Raw genomic sequence first — 15,801 nt, forward strand, 5'->3', positions numbered from 1 at the left:
GCGCGGGGTGGACGTTCGCACAAGAACAGCGGCCACGCCGCCTTTAGAAGTGCAGCCCTTCCCCTTCCCCTTCCCCTTCCCCTTCCCCTACCCCTCCTTTCATCCCGTGAGCTTCGGGAACGGGTTCGGTTCGATCAACGGTGATTCGTAGATGATCTCGATCTGTCCGTCGGGCTTGAAGGTGCCGACACGCGCGTGCTTCCACAAATGATGATTCGCAGCGTGGAACTTGACCTGCCCTTCCGGAGCGTCGAAGGCAAGATTGGACGACGCGGCCACCACCTTCGGCACATCCAGGCTGTTTGCCTTTTCTACCGCCAGCTTCCACAAGTACACCGCCGTATAACCGGCTTCCATGGTGTCGCCCACCACGCGGTCCTGGCCGTACTTGGCCTTGAATGCGCTAACGAACTTCTTGTTGGCCGGATTCTGGATGCTCTGGAAGTAACCCATGATCGAATGCACGCCGACCAGGTTTTCGGCGCCGATGCCGATGGCCTCTTCCTCCGAGACCGCCATGGCCATGATTGTCGCGTTCTTGCCCGTGATACCGGCGGACGCGAGCTGCTTATAAAAGCCGACGTTCGAGCCGCCCACGATCGTGGAGACGATGACGTCGGGCTTGATCGCCTTGATCTTGTTGATCACCGACGCGAATTCAGAAGCGCCCAGCGGGAAGTATTCTTCGCCGACGACCTTACCGCCCACTCTCGAGATGGTCGGGCGGGCGATCTTGTTCGTGGTGCGCGGCCAGACGTAGTCTGAACCGATTAGGAAGAATGTCTTCGCTTTCTTGTTCTTCGCTAGCCATTCCACGGCTGGGATGATGGACTGCGTCGCTTCCTGCCCGGTGTACATGATGTTCTTGGATTGCTCAAGGCCTTCGTAGTACGTGGGGTAGTACAGCAGCCCGTTGTAGCGCTCGAATACCGGCAACACGGCTTTGCGCGAGGCCGAGGTGTAGCAGCCGAAGACCGCGCTCACTTTGTCGTTGACCAGGAGTTTCTGCGCCTTCTCCGCGAAGGTCGGCCAGTCGCTCGCGCCGTCCTCGACGATCGGCTGGATCTGACGTCCGAGCACACCACCAGCGGCATTAATCTCATCAATCGCCAGCTTCTCCGCATCGACGACATGCGCCTCGGCGATGGCAATCGTCCCGGTCATCGAGTGGAGAATGCCTACCTTGATCGGGTCGGCTGCGCTGGCGGCGCGGCTTGCCATCATCAGAGTACCCGGGACAGCGCTTGCAGCGGCTGTGCCCAGCATGGTCTTCAGGAAATTGCGCTTTGTGATTTTCATGGTTGACCTTATGACTGGTTAAATGAATGCACTGCTTTGATACCGAGGTCTTGCACCGAATTTGGTCGCGTACTATTTCGAGCGGATACAACGACCGCCTTGGCCGCCGAATACGGCCCCGTATCGGGCACAAGTCCTTACTTCCTCACTCCCGTTACGCCGATGTGTGCATACATAAAGATCTATTTGGATACATGAGCAATGTTCGTTCCAGCAACGATGCACTATCCTGAATCGCTATGGCTGCCGCTTGAACATGAAGACACAGTGCGCGCTGCCCGCTTCCTGTTCCGTATTCGTTTCTGCCGCGCGGACCTGATATCTCTTCGTGAAGAAATCGAGGACGGCGCGTGCGGCCGATTGCGACAGTGCCGGCTTCCATATCCAGATGTCTTTGCTCAGATCGACGCCATGGCGCGCCAGCGCCTGGGACGGATCGCTGGATATGCCCATCACCCATTGATCCATCCGCGCCCCGAACTCCTTGATATAAGAAAGGCATTCGAACTTGATCTGCTGCACGCTGTAAGTCGTCATGACGAGTCGTTCCTTATCTGTTCCCTGTCCATTTCTTCTCTGCCCGACATTCGCTCCGGTCATCCGGGGACCGGGACCAGTCTTGCCGGCGACGATACGGCGGCATGCCGGTTGCGCCATTGATTGAACAGGCTTGCGCCGGCCCGTTTTTCCTCCGCCGACATCTCGGCAATAACCGCTTCGAGCGCGCTCAGCGCCATCCCTACGCCATGCTGGGCGGCGAGGGAAAGCCAAGCGAATGCCTGCACCCGGTCCTTCTCGATGCCGCTTCCATTGGCATACATGAAGCCCGCACGGGCTTGCGAGGGAAAATGCCCCTGTTCGGCCGCCCGCAGGTACCAATGTGTCGCGGCGACCTCGTCTTTCTCGACGCCCTTTCCCTTGGCATACAAGGAGGCGAGGTTGGACTGCGCCATCGCATCGCCCTGCTCCGCCGCCCTAGTGGTCCACCGCACGCCTTCGGCGATATCCGCTGCAACGCCCTGCCCGGACAGCAGCATGGCGCCCACATTGGTCTGCGATTGCCGGTGCCCGTTCTGAGCGGCCACCAGATACCAGGCGAAGCCGGCGGCCAGATCGGCTGCAACGCCTTCTCCATTGGTGTACAGCGCGCCGAGCCAGGCCTGCGCATGGACGTTTCCGGCCTCGGCGAGCGCGCCAAACAGACCGAATGCTTCATCGAACCGTCCGTGCTCGTAGGCAGCCACGGCGACTGCGAGGGATTGCGGCGTCTCGTCCTTTTTCTTCAACGGTAAGTTCATTGCATGCTCCTAATGGGAATAAGGTTTCTGGTGATCGAGGAAAGAGAATTGGCGGTCGGATCCAGCGTGCGTTCGAACCGTGACGCGACCATGTCACTCAGCCAGGCGCTCAATGCCTGATTCGCGAATGGCAGGCTGCCAGACCGGGAAGCCGATTCCGATGCGGTGCCCCATGCTTCCATGGCTCGCTGAACCTGCTTGATTTCATCGGCCTTTTTCTGAAGCCGCTTGAGCCATAAGCCGTTTTTTTCCTCTCCGGCGGCATGGAAGATGCTGAGCCGGCAACGGGTGCGGTTGATCGCCACCGGCTGTAGCAATGCGACGCATAAGCTGCCGGGCTGCGCCAGGATCAGCAGATTCGGGAAGGTCCACAAGGCGGTTGTCGGTTCGTCGCATTGCTGACCGTCGCCGGCATCGCATTCCGATTGCAACAACGCCATGCGGTCCGTGAATACGGCGTTCGATACGCTCGTTGCACTACCCGCTGCGAGCATCTGTCCCACCAGCTTCCAGTTGCCGTCGAATCCGAGAAAGGCATGTCCAGTCCGCTCCCACGCGGTGTCGGCGATCGCCGGCATCGCCTGCGCGAATGTCCGCGCGGTGTGATCGAATTCCTCACCGAGCGGATTAAGGTTCACGAAGATCAGCGGGCCCAGCGTGGCGCTGCGCACTGGCAGCAATCGCTCCGGCCGCAAGCCCAGGTATTGGTACATCTCGGGGGTATTGCTACCGACCTCATCGGCGCGCAACGGCATGCGATCCAAGCTGTGGCCGCAGGATGTGAATGAGCATGGCGTTTTCGTCCCCTGCTGGCACTGCAGGGGTACTGTTCTGCAACCGCCGTGCTGGGCCTGGTTGAAACGGCCGATCAAAGTTCCGTCGGTCTGCCTCTGTACATGGACCGCGTGGTCGCCTACCGTGAACGGCAGCAGGTCTCCGGCATTCGGGATGTCGGCATGGCTGCCGATGCATATCCAGTCGAGCGCCCAGATCGCCGCATCTTCGCGCGATGCGAAGGCGAAAGAGCGGTAGGCGTCCGGCATGAGCAATGCCGACGGCGCTGCCAATGCGGACGAAGGAGGAGCACTGCAATCCAGCAGAACAGGATCGTTATCGAGCATACTGATTACCTCTGTAGTGTCTCTTTGGCTGAACCAGGGTCCGGGGCGGCGCTCGCAGGATTGGAGCGCCGCCCCGGTTCAGCTCTTATTTCTGCATTGCCATGACTGCCGGCTCCACTGCCGGAGAAACGGCCGGCTCCGCTTTCTGCGACGAGGCTAGCGCCGGCGACTCGTAATCGGCGCGCCCGCGGTGCCTGAAGGCATCCGCCGGAGGCGCCGGCAACGGTCCGTCGGCCGCGAAACGGTCGAGGACGTTCTTCGTCAGGCGTGAGATGTTGTTATCACAGTTATTCCACGGCAACGATCCGCAGTAAGCGATGGAGCTGAATGCGAAGCAGCCGCCGCCATTGGGTGTTTCGTGGAAGGTGATATCGGCGCGCACGCGCGGATGCACCGTGCCGTCGAGGCCTTGCTGGTTGAAGCCGAAGTCTTCCATGACCAGCAGGTAAGCCTCGGTATGCCGGCCGGCCGAAGTTGCCACCGTCAGCGTGTGCGGCGGCGAACCCAGCATGGTGTCGACGATGTCGAGTTCCAGTCCTGCTGCCCCGCCTCCGACCAAGCCAAAATTGCCGAGCTTTTCATCGTAGTCGATGCCGTTGAACGCCCACGCCACGCGTGGATCCATGCTATCGGGGGTGCGCGAAAAGTAGCTCGAGATATCGAAGCCTTCGGACGACATGCCGACGCCAGCCACCGAATGCAGATAGCGGCCGCGATAGCGCCACATGCCTCCAAGCTCGCCGGTCCCCTGATGGTAGTACTCGCCCGGATCGGCGCGCCAGGTACGGATGCCCGATTCGCAGCGCCGCATCTCGGTGACGACGCCCCGGCCAAGTTCTTCATATGCCGGATGATAGGAGTGGACCCAGTACCAGCCGTCCGCGCCCATGTACATCAGGCGCCCGCCGCGCTGCGTGTAGTTATGCAGCGCATCGAGCTGCGGACCCGAATTGTGTTCCGGATGCGATCCGGTGATCACGACGTTGTAGCCCTCGAGGCGGGCCAGGCCTTCGTAGGTCAGATCTTCGTCGGTGAAGACATCGTATTCGTATCCCATCGTTTCCAGCCAGTAGATGAGATGCAGATCCGCCGGATACTGCCAAGGCGCCTGTGCTAGGAAGTGGTCGTATTTCGGGCGGATGCTCAATATCGGCCGCAGACGTGATGAGAGGCTGATGCCACTGCCGTCCGTATGGGTGTCATAGATCGAGCCGCCGTATTCCCGGTGCTCGGCGAGGAACATGTTTTGTTGCTGCATGATCGGCACGCGATACACGAACAGCTCGGCGCCGCCCGCGTTGCAGGCCACATGTTCATTGGCATACGCCATGTAGCTGATGGTGGGAACCATCACGGCGATTTTTTCCTTTTTGGCGCCGAGCTTGGGCACCACCCAGAAAGGAATATAGTCTTCGTCGCCTTCGGGCGTGGTGAGTTTGGCGGCGTAGAACCGGCTCTTGATATCCTCCGGCACTTCCCATTCGAAGCTGACGTCCCAGCGTGCATTGTCAAGATCGTCATCGTGGAAATGGATGGCGCCGTACTCCTTTTGCGCGAATTTCCAGTCGAAATTCTGGCCAGACCAGTTGTGTCCAGTGATGGCACGCACCGGGCAGTTGACCAACGGAGCATCGAATCGATATGGCCCATGATCCTTGCATATAATCGTATTGATGCCGTCAGCGAGGTCCCAGGAAGCAACGATGCATTCGGACAAAGCGCCGGTCGGTCCGGAATTGCGGCGTTCGGTCATCCCCGGCTGCGCACCGGCTTTCATCGTCTCGATCTCGAGCCGGGACAGCGCGCGATTGCACAGGCGCGGGCTGTCGAGCTTGCCGTTGTAGTGTCCTTCAATGATCACGCCCTGCGGCATGGATGAACGGCCGGACTGGCCGGCGTCGAGCTTGCCCACATATCCCGCCATGACGAGCGGAATTGGTTCGTGCGTGATCGTTCCGGAATAGCTGGTCGTCACCGGTTCGATGAGCGGATCGAGCGCATAGACGATTTGCGGCTCATGATAGATCGTGACCTCGCCGGTCTCGGCATCGAATGTCGCTGCGACGAAATGCCAAGCATGGTCGCGCAGCTGCACAGGCACGGCGAATTTCTGCTCGTTGATGCGCAGCTCGATGCAGCCATCTTCATTGATGAAGAGGCCATAGCCCTTGTTGTCGGACCATTTCGTTACAAGGCCCTGCGCCCCATGCTTCCAGTAGCGGGTATCCGTCTTGGGCATGGTGGGCCAGATCCAGCATTGCAGTGTGAAGCTTTCCACCCGCAATTGCGGCGCGTCGGCCACATATGCATGCGATCCGCTGTGTACTACCTGCTTGACGCCGTCGTAGCGCCCTTCGCATTTCGAAGCGATTTTCTTTTCGATGAATCCCGGGCCTCGTGGATTGGTGTCGCCATTGATCATCTGGACGATCGAAACGTCATACTTGGCCGGACCGTCGCAATTCACATAGAACTTGATTGTCTCGCCGGGGTGAACGCTGAATTTATTTGCATAGCCGGTTAATCTCATTGCGCACATATCGAGTCTTTTCCTGTGATGGCCCACCGGCTCCCGGCAAGCGGGTCGGTGAAGCGGTAAATAATCGGTTGCTGTCGAAGTGGATTCTTTCGTGAATCAGGTCACGGGCCAGTTGTCGTCGCGACGCTTGTAGCCTTCGTGATAGTGCTCGGGCATGCCATCGGTCTCCGGCATCTCGTCAAGCCGCATCACGAAGATGGCGTGTTGAATGTCCTGTTCGCTGGTGTATATGTCGTCGTTCACGAAGACGGGCGGCACGCCGCGGACGCCGGACAGCCGTCCAATACGCCATTCCGCATCGGGCTTGGTGCAGATCACTACCAGCTTGCCCTTGACCGATGCGCCGCGCATGCGCAGCAGCACGCGCTTTAAGTCCGGATGCTCATGGGTGCCGCCGGTGACTACCGTCGTATCGCCAGGAGTGGCGCATTTCAAGATGGAGAATCCGGCAACGCCATGCATGGACTCGGTACATTCCTTGTGCAACTGAATGAGGCGTTCGCGTTCAGGCGTTCCCTTCTTGGGAATTGGGATCATGCTTTAACTCCTCGCTGGTTGTTCATCAAAAGAGCGGCGCTATCGACCCCAAGGCGGCATGAGCCTTAAAGCTTTGCGTCGCAGACTGGCCGGATAACCCTGTATCGATTGGTCAGACCGTCGCAAAGTCCAAGCACATCAGGTTTGGATGCACACGAAAATCGCAGTGCCTTGCGACCGGAGATTTAATGCAAACGCTGTGCCATATTTGAATAGAGCGAATTTTTTATTCTCTGTATTAAAAAAGCGCAGATTTGCACCACAGGCGGGAAAAAAGGATTCCAAGGTTTAATGGATGACGGCGGGCCGTTTTTTATGGTGCGCGATGCACGTATTCGAGCGTGCAAAGTGCACCCGGGCCAATCGCCTATCGTATCGACGGCAAAGCTTGGCGTATCAAAGCAGTCCCCGACAAAAAGGAAGCCTCGATTAGCGCCGACTTCATAAACGCCATAGGGCACCGCTTGTCCAATGGCGTCCTGTGGCCAGTCATGTACCAGCACCGGCTGCGCCAGCCTGCGCCACGTTTTGCCGGCATTCTTGAACTCGCCGATCAGCTCTTTTTTCGTGTCGACACTGACGATCGGATCCCCCCATGGTATGGAAGTCGTCGCGCTAAGTGATATGCTCACACTGATCATGACGCTGGGCTGCGGAAGCGCCTCGGACCTCGGTACGCCGCGGCGTTAGCCAATGCACCGGGACTAGCCGGGCGCGTACCGCGCGCAAGGTCTTGGTCCAGCATGGGTAAAGGATTGCGCGGCTGATTTTTTCCGTCCCGTTGACGGCACTGGCGGCAAAGCCGGTTGCTGTGATCGATCGATGACACGCACCGGGTTGGTCTCATATCGCCAGCAAAAGCTGAAGGCGCAATACACCAGGATCCAGTGCCGGCGAATCGAGCGGTCGCTGCGCACCATTAAATCGGCCCAGCGCAATTCATCCTTATTCTGCTTCTAGCTTTGCTCGACCCAATTGCGCAGTCCGGAAAGTCGCACGGCTTCTTCCAGGGACACCTGTTCGACAGGCAGGTTGGTCGTTGGGTACCATGGCCCGGGTGTCTCGGTCCGGACCATAACCAGCAGCGTCAATTCTGTCGCCCACCAACGTCACGAGACACCGCTGCATTTCCCTCTTACTCCGGAAAGAAAAAGCGCGGCCCGTCTTTCGATGACGGGCCGCGCTTCTATGCGCCTCTTGGCATTACCTGGTTACAGGCGATATGCCGCTTCGCCATGCACGCTCAAGTCCAGCCCTTCCACTTCGTGCTCGATCGGCACGCGCAAGCCGATCGTCTTATCAACGACATAGTAGGCGACGAGCGAGACCACGCCAGACCAGAGGATGCACACGGCAACACCCCAGAACTGGCTGACGAGCTGCGCCGTCATGTCGTAATCGCCGACCTTGTTGAGCACATAGTCGTATACTCCCGCGCCGCCCAGCGAAGGCGAAGCGAACACGGCGGTCAGCAGGGCACCAATCACTCCTCCCACGCCATGGATACCAAACACATCGAGCGAATCGTCGGCTTTGAGCAAGCGCTTGAGCCCGTTCACCGCCCACAGGCAGGCAACGCCGGTAATCAGGCCGATTACCAGCGCGCCCATCGGACTTACGAAACCGCAGGCCGGCGTGATCGCGACAAGGCCGGCGATCGCTCCGGAAATTCCGCCCAGCAGGGATGGCCTGCCTTTGAAGGTCCATTCGACGAACAGCCATGTCGATGCCGCAGCGCAGCTTGCGAGGAAGGTGTTCAGGAACGCCATCGTCGCCACACTGTTAGCCTCTAGGTTGGAACCGACATTGAAGCCGAACCATCCGACCCACAACAGCGAGCCGCCGATCAATGTCAGCGAGAGATTATGCGGCGGCATGTGTTCCTGGCCGTAACCGGTACGCTTGCCGATCATGATGGCGCCGATCAATGCGGCGACTGCTGAATTGATATGCACCACCGTGCCGCCGGCGAAGTCGAGTGCTCCCTTCTGGAACAGGAAACCGGCGGTCGCGCCTGCCTTGGCTGCGGCGTCCGCGTCCGTGTAGGCGTCCGGGCCTGCCCAGTACCAGACCATGTGCGCCATGGGCAGGTAGGAAAATGTAAACCACAGGACCATGAATGCGACCACGGCGGAGAATTTGGCGCGCTCGGCGAATCCGCCGATGATGATCGCCGGCGTGATCGCGGCGAACGTCATCTGGAAAGCGATATAGGCGAACTCGGGCACCACAACTCCCTTGCTGAAGGTGGCTGCCATGCTGTCAGCCGTCACGCCCTTGAGGAATAGCTTGCCCAGACCACCGAAGAAGGCATTCCCCTCAGTGAAGGCGACGCTGTAGCCATAGACACACCACAGCAGTCCCAACAGAGAAAACACGGCCAGCACCTGGGTGAGGACAGATACCGTGTTCTTGCTGCGCACCATGCCGCCGTAGAACAGCGCCAGCCCGGGCACGGCCATCATGATGACGAGCAGGGTCGAGAGCATTACCCAGGCTACGTCGCCCTTGTTGACCTGTGGCCCTGCCCCTTGTGCCAGCGCATGCAGCGAGAAGAGCAAGGGTCCGGCAAATAGCAATAACTTGCATAGTCGTTTCACAGTGTTCTCCCCTTCAAGTGGTCTGATTCAATGTCACTGCGCTAATGCTGCGATACTCACGTCCATGAGCGCCGGCGCTGGCTGCCGGCCGGTGGATGCGGCACTCCAGTTCAATACGAAGCGTTCTTTCCCGGTATCCAGCTGGTTCCGGCCAGCGGAACCTGAGCCATCGCTGCTGCCTCGATTGTCAGCGCGACCAGATCCTCGGGCTCCAGGTTGTGGAGATGCGACTTGCCGCAAGCACGGGCAATCACTTGTGCTTCCATCGTCACGACAGAGAGATAGTTCGCCAAGCGCCGTCCGGCGAGCACCGGGTCCAGCCGCTCGGCCAGCTCCGGATCCTGAGTAGTGATCCCCGCCGGGTCGCGTCCGTCCTGCCAGTCGTCGTACGCGCCGGCAGTGGTGCCCAACGCCTGGTACTGTGCCTCCAGCCGAGGATCGTTGTCGCCGAGGGCAACCAGCGCCGCGGTGCCGATGGCCACCGCGTCGGCGCCCAGGGCAAGCGCCTTGGCCACGTCCGCGCCGTTGCGAATGCCACCCGACACGATGAGCTGCACCTTGCGATGCATGTTCAGATCCTGCAGCGCCTGCACGGCGGGCCGGATCGCCGCGAGAATAGGAATGCCGACATGCTCGATGAACACTTCCTGGGTCGCCGCCGTCCCGCCCTGCATGCCGTCGATCACTATCACGTCGGCGCCCGATTTCACCGCGAGGGCCGTGTCATAGTACGGGCGGGTTGCTCCCACCTTGACGTAGATAGGCTTTTCCCAGTCGGTGATCTCGCGCAGTTCGGCGATCTTTATTTCCAGGTCGTCCGGGCCGGTCCAGTCCGGGTGACGGCTGGCGGAACGCTGGTCGATGCCTTCGGGCAGGCAGCGCATCTTCGCTACGCGGGGGCTGATCTTCTGCCCGAGCAGCATGCCGCCGCCGCCGGGCTTCGCCCCCTGGCCGATGACGACCTCGATGGCATCGGCCTTTCGCAGATCGTCCGGGTTCATGCCATAGCGCGACGGTAGATACTGGTACACCAAGATTTTCGACTGGCCGCGCTCTTCCGGCGTCATGCCGCCGTCGCCAGTCGTGGTGCTGGTGCCGGCAATGGTCGCGCCGCGTCCCAACGCCTCCTTGGCGCGCCCGGACAGCGCCCCAAAGCTCATGCCAGCGATGGTAACAGGGGTCTTCAGATGGATCGGCATCTTGGCATAGCGCGTGCCGAGGATCACATCGGTTCCGCACTTCTCACGGTATCCTTCCAGCGGATAACGGCTAATCGACGCGCCGAGAAACAGCAGGTCATCGAAATGCGGCAGTTTCCGCTTGGTGCCGGCTCCGCGGATATCGTAGATGCCGGTGGCGGCGGCGCGCCGGATCTCAGCTAGGGTGTGCGGATCGAAGGTCGCGGAGAACCGTGGCAAGGTCTTTGGGATGGAGGAATGGTCGCTCATCAGTAGGCTCCTGCATTGTCGACGTGGAAGTTGTAAAGAGTGCGGGCGGAGCCGTACAGCGTGAATTCATTGGGACTGACATCGCCATGGCCGGCCTCCTGCAGCAGATCGGCAAGGATCCGGCGGTCCGTTGCGACCATGGGCTTTTCCTCGCAATCCGCTCCGAGGCTTTTCACTTTCCCGCGCACGAAAATCCGCGCCTCGTACAGCGAGTCGCCGAGCGCTTCGCCGGCATCGCCCAGGACGACCAGATTGCCGGCCTGCGCCATGAAGGCGGAAAAGCTGCCGATTGAACCGCCGACCACGATGTCGGCGCCCTTGAGCGAAATGCCGCAGCGCAGCCCGGCGTCGCCGTCGATGACCAGCAGCCCGCCCTGCGCGGTGGCGCCCGCTGCATTGGAAGCGAAGCCTTTCACATGCACCCTGCCGCTCATCATGTTTTCGGCGACGCCGGTGCCGGCGTTCCCCTCGATGGTAACCCGGGCCAGCTGGTTCATCCCCGCCGCGTAGTAGCCTGCGTGGCCCGCGATCTCGATATCGATGGGCGCATTCATGCCGGCTGCGATGCTATGCGCGCCGTCCGGATTGAGGACGGTGACCTTCCTGATTTCGCGCTCCTTGATCCCGGTGTGGAGGAACTGGTTCAGCTCGCGCAAGGGGGTCCGTGTGAGATCGAACGTCAGATTTTCCATACGTACATCTCCTCGGGCGCGGGTTCAAATACGGCGGCGTTCTTTACGCCCGGCAGATGGGCCAGCGAGCGGAATTCGGACGCGATGGCGACGTAGTCGTCGGTCTCGGCGACCACGGCCGGCTTGCAGGCGAACGGGTCGCGGACCAGCGCAAGCTTGTCCTCGGTCCCCATGAGCAGCGTGTAAAAACCGTCGAGCTCATTGAAGGCAGACTGCAATGCGGCTTCGAGGTCGTCCCCTTCGCGCATCCTCCATTCGATGAAACGGCAGGCTGCCTCGGTGTCGTTGTCGGTCTCGAAATGGATCCCCAGCGGCTGGAGCTTGCGGCGGATCGCATTGTGATTGGACAGCGAACCGTTGTGCACGAGGCAGAAGTCTTCCCCTGCCGTGAAAGGATGCGCGCGGTCGGGCGTGACGGCCGATTCCGTCGCCATGCGGGTATGCCCGACCAGGTGCGTGCCCTTCAGTGATGAAAAGCGGTAACGCTCGGACACTTCCGCCGGCGTACCGGTGTCCTTGTACAGATCAATCGATTTGCCGGCCGAAAGCAGATGGAGGCCGGGGTATTGGGCGGCAAGCCAGGCCTTGAACGGTTCTGGCGCGATCGATGCCGTCAGCACCGCATGGTTGCCTTTCGCATCGATCCTAGGCTCGGCATTCAATTGCGTTCGCAGCGCCGATGCCAGGGCGTTCCAGTCGAATTCGTCACCGCCTTCGATCAAGCCGGAATACATGCTGTATTTGCGCGCCTGGCCGGTCAAGGGCTCGGTGAACACCGCGAGACCCGCCGAGTCGGGCCCGCGCCCAGTCATGCCGAGCAGCATCGGGACCATTAGGTCGCCGAGTTGTTCGCGCAGTTCTGATTTCTTGATCAGTAATCCCACAATTCCGCACATTGCGATTTTCCTTTTTTATCAGATGACTTGTCAGGCGAGTAAGCGGCGTCGTCGTGCTGCTCACCCTGTCAGAAGAATTCAAGATAGCTTGTGATTTCCCAGTCGGACACATGACGCATGTATTCGACCCATTCCATCTGCTTGAGCTCGATGAAGGTGTCTGCTATGGGGCCGAGCGCGCGCCGGACGACGTCGTCCTTCTCCAGCGCGGAGACGGCTGCGTGCAGGTTCTGCGGCAGGATGCCGATCCCTCGTTCCTTGAGTTCGGCCGATGAAAGAAGATAGAGGTTGGTGTTTTGCGGTTCGCCAGGGTCTAGATCGTTTTCGATTCCATCCAGCCCGGCGGCGATCACCGCGGCCGTTGCAAGGTACGGATTGCAGGCGCCGTCCGGCAGGCGCAGTTCGAGCCGGCCCTTGGGAATTCGAACCATGGACGAGCGATTGTTATCGCCGTAGCTGATATAGGCTGGCGCCCAAGTGGCCCCGGTGAGCGAGCGCCCAACCACGAGTCGCTTATAGGAATTCACCGTTGGCGCGCACAGTGCGGTGAGCGCGGGCGCATGCTTGAGCACGCCCGCCATGAACTGGTAAGCCAGCCGGGACAGGTCAAGACCGCGCGAATCGCTCTTATCTTCGAACAGGTTGCGTTCCCCGTCGCCGAGCGACATATGCATGTGCATGCCGTTGCCCGGACGGTTGGAAAACGGTTTGGGCATGAATGAACAGATCAACCCCTGCTCATGCGCGATTTCCGACGCGGCCATCTTGAACAGCAGGAACTGGTCGCACGAGCTTAGGCAGTCGGCAAAGGTGTAATTGACTTCGAACTGTCCGTTCGCATCTTCGTGGTCAATCTGGTAGACGTCGATGTCGGTATCCTGCAGGCAACTGACGAGCTTTTCGAGAAACGCACCGGCCCGAGTGAGGCCTTTGTAGTCGTAACAGGGCTTTGCGAGCACATCGGTATTGTCGAACGGAGCGATGTCGCCCTCTGAAGTGCGCTTGAGCAGCGAGAATTCCGGTTCGAGCCCGGTATAGAACGTCAGGCCGCGGCGCTCCAGCCGCTCGATCTGCTGTTGCAGCACGACGCGTGCGTCGTGGTGCCATGGCTTGCCGTTGACATGTCCGTTGCAGACGATGCGCGCATATCCGGGCTGCCAAGGCATAAGCGTCAGCGTATCCAGATCGCCGATGGCCATGAAATCCGGGCCATGCGGTTCGATACCCATGCCGGAAATGGCAAATCCGGCGAAACCGGCGCCTTGGTTGAGTATGTCGTCGAAATGCTTGACCGGAACTGCCTTGGCTTTGGCTACGCCATAGATGTCGACGAACTGGGCCAGAACCAGCTTTACATTGTTTGCTTCAAGATACTGCTTCGCTTCTATGGGCGTCATGACGCTCTCCCTCAAAGATTTGGAACAGAAAATCTGTTTGTGAAAGGCGCCGTTACCTTCCACTCGCCAACGCCGCTTCGCTGCAGCGCAAGGTGCATATGCAGCACTATTTTTGAACAGTGTGCATAATCCTCGGTGAGAAGTCAACTAAAGGGAAATTTTTATTCACGCGGTTAAACTAATGTTGCAGGTGGGGCAATAGTCCTTTGGTATGTTTTTCTGATCAAGGCTGTGCCATCATTGAGCCCCTACTTCACTTCTATTTCACATGACGAAACAACATTCCCTGGAACTCCACCTTGGAAACACCGTGCGTCGCATCAGACAACAGAACCATTTGACGATAGCGGATGTCGCCGATCGCGCGGGCATCAGCCGTGGAATGCTGTCCCGCATCGAGAATGCACAGACCGCCACTAGCGTGGAAACGCTCGCCAAGCTTTCGCACGCGCTCGGCGTATCGATCGCCACGCTGTTTCGCGATTACGATATGCCAGGCGGCAGCGCGCAGCTCGTTAAAAAGGATCAGGCAATGGAAGTGGTGCGTCGCGGAAGCAAGCGGGGCCATACTTATCATCTGCTTGCTTTTGACCAAGGACCAACGAAAATCTTCGATCCTTTTCTAATTACGATCAATCACGAGTCGGAGGTATTTCCCTCATTCGAACATCCGGGTACCGAGTTTATTTATATGCTGAGCGGAAAAATCGAGTACCGGCACGGGGATAAGACTTATGTCTTGTCCCCTGGAGATTCCTTGACCTTCCGTGGCGAGATCCCCCATGGCCCGGAAAGCCTTTTGGAATGTCCAATTACGTTCCTGTCCATTATCATCTACCCGTCCCCACCCCAAGAAACGTGACGTTCGCGACACTGCTGATTAGGCCTGTATCCTCAAGGCGCTAGTTTTGTAATAGTGATGAGCCAGACAAATGATAGGCAGATAAACCACATTATCCATAGTTGAAGTTTTACGCCAGAAACTCTCGTTTTTGATTTCAGGCTCATCCGGTCGATGCTCGACATGGTGCAGGATTTGCCATCGCGTCCGCGTCAATCTTTGTAGGAACAACGACTTATGCGCTTTCCATCCCGCCCAGATGCCTAACTACCAAGTCGTCGGTACCGGCCGCGACACCGGCAGACTGCGCAAACGCGTCTACACCTGCGCCAGCGAAACCGATGCGCGGCTTCAGGCCGAGATCGACGGCACGCTGGTGAGCAGCGTCTACGAGCTTGCGCCTGAGCCGCCTACGCCTGGTCAACTGGACTGTGCGCGCAATCTGGGTATCAGAATCCCCGACGGCGTCTCCGGCGATGAACTAAGCGATCTCATCAGTCTGGAAACTTGGAAAGACAAAATCGCCTCGCCGGAACTGAAATCCATGGCGGATGCATTCGGTGTTGCACACACGCGGTACACCGGAAAAAAACTTATGTTCAAACAGATTTTCATGTGCCTCTCGGTGGCTGGGCGCGAAAGGAATCTTGCGGCGTGGTTCGCTTATCGCGTCTATCGGGAGATGGTCGGCGGCGCCTATGGCAGCAAAATTGCCGGTCCAGGCGACGAAGCGATTCAAAGGGTCGCCGCAATGCTCGCCGGCGACACCAGCGTCATGCAATCGATTCGTCGATACCGAGGCGACGATCTCATCTGGTTTGGGAAATGTAGCTCGCCTAGTGGTGCTGTGCACCAGGGAGGCAGCAACCGGACGACGGCATACAAGCGCGCAAGTGAACTATTGCGGCCGACTGTCGCCGCAGAACAGCGGGCGGAGACCCTTGAACGCGCCCATCGCGAGCGTGAGCGCCCGCCTCCGCCGCCGGTCAAGATTGCCGAAGAGCCTTGGCGGTCCCCTCCTTCGCCTACCGCCAAGGGTTGCTTGCCCGTTCTCTTGATCGGTTTCAGCGTGATTTTCATGCTGGCGGCGGTGACCTCCTCCTTGGTCACGAGGTAAGTTCATCCGCCATCTG

General features: G+C 59.3%; 14 protein-coding genes. 2 read left to right on the forward strand and 12 right to left on the reverse strand.

The window, feature by feature from the left end; all coding sequences use genetic code 11:
- Positions 1-99 precede the first annotated feature (99 nt).
- From urtA to glnT, 12 genes are all read right to left on the reverse strand, one after another.
- Positions 100-1,299, reverse strand: a complete 1,200-nt coding sequence (gene urtA / locus JJB74_RS28795; protein WP_200598001.1) for an urea ABC transporter substrate-binding protein — start codon at positions 1,297-1,299, stop codon at positions 100-102.
- Positions 1,300-1,536: 237 nt separating this feature from the next.
- Positions 1,537-1,836, reverse strand: coding sequence for a hypothetical protein (locus JJB74_RS28800; RefSeq protein WP_200598002.1), 300 nt, complete (start codon positions 1,834-1,836; stop codon positions 1,537-1,539).
- Between the two features lie 59 nt (positions 1,837-1,895).
- Positions 1,896-2,597, reverse strand: coding sequence for a tetratricopeptide repeat protein (locus JJB74_RS28805; protein ID WP_200598003.1), 702 nt, complete (start codon positions 2,595-2,597; stop codon positions 1,896-1,898).
- A complete protein-coding gene (locus JJB74_RS28810; RefSeq protein ID WP_200598004.1) occupies positions 2,594-3,718 on the reverse strand; it encodes an aromatic ring-hydroxylating oxygenase subunit alpha in 1,125 nt (374 codons plus the stop codon). The genes JJB74_RS28805 and JJB74_RS28810 overlap by 4 nt, the downstream gene beginning before the upstream one ends.
- Before the next feature lie 85 nt (positions 3,719-3,803).
- A complete protein-coding gene (locus tag JJB74_RS28815; RefSeq protein WP_200598005.1) occupies positions 3,804-6,248 on the reverse strand; it encodes a N,N-dimethylformamidase beta subunit family domain-containing protein in 2,445 nt (814 codons plus the stop codon).
- Between the two features lie 105 nt (positions 6,249-6,353).
- Positions 6,354-6,794 (reverse strand): hypothetical protein, encoded by a 441-nt coding sequence (locus tag JJB74_RS28820; protein WP_200598006.1) that lies wholly within the window; start codon positions 6,792-6,794, stop codon positions 6,354-6,356.
- Positions 6,795-6,979: 185 nt separating this feature from the next.
- Positions 6,980-7,435, reverse strand: a complete 456-nt coding sequence (locus tag JJB74_RS28825; protein WP_200598007.1) for an ISAzo13-like element transposase-related protein — start codon at positions 7,433-7,435, stop codon at positions 6,980-6,982.
- A gap of 570 nt (positions 7,436-8,005) precedes the next feature.
- On the reverse strand, positions 8,006-9,394 hold the full coding sequence (locus JJB74_RS28830) for an ammonium transporter (protein WP_407672441.1): 1,389 nt from the start codon (positions 9,392-9,394) through the stop codon (positions 8,006-8,008).
- Between the two features lie 110 nt (positions 9,395-9,504).
- Positions 9,505-10,842, reverse strand: a complete 1,338-nt coding sequence (locus JJB74_RS28835) for an FMN-binding glutamate synthase family protein (RefSeq protein ID WP_200598008.1) — start codon at positions 10,840-10,842, stop codon at positions 9,505-9,507.
- Positions 10,842-11,534 carry a GltB/FmdC/FwdC-like GXGXG domain-containing protein gene (locus JJB74_RS28840; RefSeq protein WP_200598009.1) on the reverse strand — a complete coding sequence of 231 codons (693 nt, stop codon included), beginning with the start codon at positions 11,532-11,534 and terminating at the stop codon, positions 10,842-10,844. The genes JJB74_RS28835 and JJB74_RS28840 overlap by 1 nt, the downstream gene beginning before the upstream one ends.
- Positions 11,522-12,430, reverse strand: a complete 909-nt coding sequence (locus tag JJB74_RS28845; RefSeq protein WP_200598010.1) for a class II glutamine amidotransferase — start codon at positions 12,428-12,430, stop codon at positions 11,522-11,524. The genes JJB74_RS28840 and JJB74_RS28845 overlap by 13 nt, the downstream gene beginning before the upstream one ends.
- A gap of 68 nt (positions 12,431-12,498) precedes the next feature.
- Positions 12,499-13,827 carry a type III glutamate--ammonia ligase gene (gene glnT / locus JJB74_RS28850; RefSeq protein ID WP_200598011.1) on the reverse strand — a complete coding sequence of 443 codons (1,329 nt, stop codon included), beginning with the start codon at positions 13,825-13,827 and terminating at the stop codon, positions 12,499-12,501.
- Between the two features lie 268 nt (positions 13,828-14,095).
- Between glnT and JJB74_RS28855 the strand changes: the two genes are divergently transcribed.
- Positions 14,096-14,689, forward strand: coding sequence for a helix-turn-helix domain-containing protein (locus tag JJB74_RS28855; RefSeq protein WP_200598012.1), 594 nt, complete (start codon positions 14,096-14,098; stop codon positions 14,687-14,689).
- 238 nt (positions 14,690-14,927) lie between these two features.
- Positions 14,928-15,785, forward strand: a complete 858-nt coding sequence (locus JJB74_RS28860; RefSeq protein WP_200598013.1) for a hypothetical protein — start codon at positions 14,928-14,930, stop codon at positions 15,783-15,785.
- The last annotated feature ends 16 nt before the right edge of the window (positions 15,786-15,801 follow it).

The sequence above is a fragment of the Noviherbaspirillum pedocola genome (assembly GCF_016632335.1).
GTDB lineage: Bacteria > Pseudomonadota > Gammaproteobacteria > Burkholderiales > Burkholderiaceae_D > Noviherbaspirillum_A > Noviherbaspirillum_A pedocola.